The 3,972-nt window shown below is 32.3% G+C and carries 6 protein-coding genes; all 6 read right to left on the reverse strand.

The features are described 5' to 3' along the window. Positions 1-147: 147 nt before the first annotated feature. Positions 148-546 carry a hypothetical protein gene (locus V7183_RS11680; RefSeq protein WP_097899496.1) on the reverse strand — a complete coding sequence of 133 codons (399 nt, stop codon included), beginning with the start codon at positions 544-546 and terminating at the stop codon, positions 148-150. A 34-nt stretch (positions 547-580) separates the two neighbouring features. Then, entirely contained in the window at positions 581-946 is a 366-nt protein-coding gene (locus V7183_RS11685) for a hypothetical protein (RefSeq protein ID WP_097899495.1), read from the reverse strand. 117 nt (positions 947-1,063) lie between these two features. Continuing rightward, entirely contained in the window at positions 1,064-1,603 is a 540-nt protein-coding gene (locus tag V7183_RS11690) for a DUF5381 family protein (RefSeq protein ID WP_097899494.1), read from the reverse strand. A 13-nt stretch (positions 1,604-1,616) separates the two neighbouring features. Then, a complete protein-coding gene (locus V7183_RS11695; RefSeq protein WP_335359616.1) occupies positions 1,617-2,426 on the reverse strand; it encodes a hypothetical protein in 810 nt (269 codons plus the stop codon). Positions 2,427-2,461: 35 nt separating this feature from the next. Continuing rightward, positions 2,462-3,646 (reverse strand): hypothetical protein, encoded by a 1,185-nt coding sequence (locus V7183_RS11700; RefSeq protein ID WP_335359617.1) that lies wholly within the window; start codon positions 3,644-3,646, stop codon positions 2,462-2,464. 27 nt (positions 3,647-3,673) lie between these two features. Then, positions 3,674-3,943, reverse strand: coding sequence for a WXG100 family type VII secretion target (locus V7183_RS11705; protein ID WP_170958134.1), 270 nt, complete (start codon positions 3,941-3,943; stop codon positions 3,674-3,676). Between the last annotated feature and the right edge of the window lie 29 nt (positions 3,944-3,972).

Consider the following 3,972-nt stretch of genomic DNA (forward strand, 5'->3'; position numbering starts at 1 on the left):
CTTCTATGCATGGCCAGATACTCTCTCCCACCTAAAAAGAAGGGGGGTATGTCGGTTTTTCAATTGATGTATATATAAACACATACTTTTCAATTTCTTTTTCAGTACATACAGATGATATTCCATTATACTTAAGATACGCTAGCATTATTTAATAAGAAAATAATCTTTGTCATGCGTGTTAATTAAATAACCCTTAACCCCATTTATCTCCATTATCTCTCTATATAATTGTTTAATCGATTTTCCCTCTATATATTTACCAGTTACAACATCATTTTCTACTAAATAAGAAAAAATAAGTGCACCTTCTTCTTTCTTATCACATTGCACATAAAACGACGAAACGTACGTTTCATTTTCTACTTGAAAATTCCCGTTTTTGGCATCGTAACGACCTTCCTGTAATGCAATGATTGACTGCCGCATATCATATTTCCCTAAATCCATATATATTTTCCCATGACTATATTTATCAATATTCCAGTCAAGTACTCTTACCACTTGTGCTAATACTGTATTTGTTACCGATTCTATATACTTCACTTTTCTCACCTACCTTTTCCATCGATTTGTTAAATCATTCTTGTTTAATAATGCAATAATCACTTCTTTTCGTATTAATAATATAAGCATCTTTTCCCTTCACCTTAATCACTTTTCTTGATACACGATCTATTTCTTTTTCATGAATGCACATACCTGTTACTTCATTTTGACTTGTTACCCATGAAAGTATTACTGCATGTCCATAACTTCGAGCTTGAAAATGTTTTCCTTCTATTTCTTGATCAACCGAAAATTCCTTTGTATAAAATGAAAGCATTCCCTTTTGAATCGTCACCTTTTTCTCACAAAATCCCTCATTACCTAATATACCTGCAATAGTATAATATTTCGAATCATTTTCGGCATCAAACATACTTTCTAATAACTCATCAAGCATATACAATCCCCCCTTATCTTGTAACATGAAGATTTAGCATCCATTAAAGCAATTCCGGCAAAAAACACTAAACTTTCTATAAAAAGAAAAAATGAATAGTAGCTTCCTCTCTATTATTTAATCTTCTTTTTTCATATGTTTAGTAGGATTCCCCATTTGATTTCTCCATCTTGCGAGACAATATTTATCTACATAAGGTAGCACATATTGCTCTATAGCTGCCTGAATCTCAGTATCACTTATGTTATATGTACAAACAAAAAATTTTTCTCCACTTTTTGTATAAATAATTAAATCTTTAAAAACTAATCCTCGCAGCCTTTTATTATGCCAACCAATATACATATTTTCAATTTCTGAAAAATATACGACTCTTTTTTTACAAACAATTCCATTTGAAGTTATTGTAAGTAATGTCTTTCTTCTAATCACAACCGTTAAAATTTTCATTAAAATACTTCCAAAGAAGGACAATGTAATGATCCCCATAATAAAATAAGGAATTCTTAACAACCAATGCTCATCTGAAGGACCTATAAAAAGATAAATTCCCACTGCTACCATAATGAAACCACAAATAATAGCACATCCTGCATCAAAATTACTAAATGTAACCTCAATGCCCTTATTTGTCTTTTTTATCGATTTATCGTTCATTTCTTAATCCTCTCTATTTTGACTGCACTACATTGCGTTTATACATATCCATGTCTTTCTTTACATATGTACCAATTACATTTTGATTACACTCTCTTACTTCAAATTTCTGATCTACATTGTTTTTTGTAATAATCCAAGTATTTTCGCTTCCTTCAACAAAAAAGTATGCATTTTTTACTACCGGCTCTCTCTTTTCGTTAAATTCAAAAACGACTATACTATTCATAAACCCTTTATTTTTACAAACGTCTGTTGAAAATGCTGCTATGTATCTCATATCTTTGCCAAAGCGTTGTAGAAATCCATATAAAGATTGTGGATCACGATCCACTATATTCAACATTTCATCGAATTCTTCTTCTGTGAAGGTTAAAATGGACTCTTCTTGAACATCATTTGTTGTAACGTTTAAATACTCCCCAACTATTGATTGGACTTCGTCTTCACCTATAATAGAAAACGTATGGATTTGGCTATCATATAGCAATGTGTGCTGAATCATCCCATTTTCACCAATATGAATGGACGTAGTTTCTTGATTTTCGCTGTCTACAAATTTGGATATTTTCAAAGAAGACTCTGAATAGTGTAAAGACGAAATAATTTTTGCAATTTTCTCTTTCACCTTAAACTTATGGTTTTCATAACTAATGTAATCTTTCGACAGTAATGATCGACAAGCCGCTTGAAATACAACTTCTAAACATTCATCTGACATATCTCCAAAAAAAGTTTGTTTTAATGCTATCCCATTTTCAAATAACCCTTCACTGTAAAAACAATATATTAGTTCATCAACTGTTAATGATATGGCTTTCATATACTATCCCATCCCGTTCTTGTTCATTTTTGATATTAAAATGCAAATTTCTTAAAGAAATTTTTCCCCTTATTTACTAAAGACTTAGCTGAATCTTCCACTTTATTTACAAAATCCCCTGCTTTTTTCAATGTAGAACCTGTCACTTCAATAGCTGAATGGATTGGTTCTTTAAATTTCACAGCCATATTTTCAGCAAATCCAGCTGTTTTTGAGGCAATTTTATCCGATACAAATCCTGCAAGAAAAGATCCTGCTGCCGCTCCAACTACTGTACCAACTGGTCCCCCAATAAACGTCCCAATCGTTCCTCCAATTACTCCACCAGCTGCAATAACGCCACCACCGACAATTGTATTATTTACCGCTCTTCCAACCGCTTTTGCATTTTCTCGTTTTAATACAGCTTCATTTCCACCATATTTTCGATAGTTATCAAAAACATTCATTCCTAATCCAACCGTTTCTCCTGCGGCCGTAACCAATACTCCAGAAATAGCATTAGATTTTGCAAATTTCGCTCCAGTTTTCAAAAGACTTTCCGCATCGGTTTTCATTGCTGTTTTCATTGCACTTTTGAATCCATCACTTTTATAACCCTTTTTAATGTTCTCAGCTGCATTACTATAGTCGACAATTACCTTTGGATAAAAATTCGTTAGTTTTTTTGCAATGAAATCTCCTACATGATAATCTTTATACTTTTTTCCTAAACTTAAGGGATTCAACCAAAAACGAACATAATTTTTAAATCTAGAATTTTCAATTTTACTTATTGCTCGCATATAATCATCCTGATATTGCACACCCCATTTTACACCTTCTTTCACAAACTTAGGAAACCCCGTCCTTGAAGCGGCTAGCGTTAATAAAGATGTAGTACCAGCTGCAGTGAAATTTCCCCATAGTTCATTAAATTTCAATAACTTTGCTAACATACTATCTGCTTCTTCAAATTGATCAGCTGTCTTTCTAGCATATGATTCTGTTTTTGATATTTTACTTACTAGATTATTTTCTGCCTGATGTGTAGTAGCATTTTGAGAAACTAACCCAGTTATGCAATTTTGGAAATACGGACTATAATATGCCATTGAAACAACTTCATTCATTTGACTTCTTAAATTCTTTGATAGATTTTCTATGTACGTCATTTCTTTAACAAAATCATTTGCCATCGTTTGAACACTATTTACATCAATCGAAATCTCTCTTCCCATATTCATTTCCCTCCCCAGTTAACACCTTTATTTTCCGTGCACTAATTCGTTATATATTTTTTCTATTTGGATCGCAGCACTTCGCAATGCAGCGCTTGTATTCATTAATTCTTGTGCATAATTACTATATGCTAATTGAATCTCTTGATACTTTTGATCAAACTTTTCTCTTTTTTCTCCGACCCACTTCTCTCCATTTGATTCAACTGATGCCTTTAACTGGTTTTGGGATTCAATTACTTTACTTGCAGCTTCACTATACATGTTAGCTAACGCGGTAAAACGACTTATATCCATTGTAAACCTCCTTCTATATAAATCCATTT

The organism is Bacillus sp. JJ1127 (assembly GCF_036965845.1).
In the GTDB taxonomy this organism is placed as follows: Bacteria; Bacillota; Bacilli; order Bacillales; family Bacillaceae_G; genus Bacillus_A.

Bases quoted from the DNA above. Each gene is read 5' to 3' on its own strand.
- V7183_RS11685 (WP_097899495.1), bottom strand. From the start codon at position 946: ATGCTTGATGAGTTATTAGAAAGTATGTTTGATGCCGAAAATGATTCG.
- V7183_RS11690 (WP_097899494.1), bottom strand. From the start codon at position 1,603: ATGAACGATAAATCGATAAAAAAGACAAATAAGGGCATTGAGGTTACA.
- V7183_RS11695 (WP_335359616.1), bottom strand. From the start codon at position 2,426: ATGAAAGCCATATCATTAACAGTTGATGAACTAATATATTGTTTTTAC.
- V7183_RS11700 (WP_335359617.1), bottom strand. From the start codon at position 3,646: ATGGGAAGAGAGATTTCGATTGATGTAAATAGTGTTCAAACGATGGCA.
- V7183_RS11705 (WP_170958134.1), bottom strand. From the start codon at position 3,943: ATGGATATAAGTCGTTTTACCGCGTTAGCTAACATGTATAGTGAAGCT.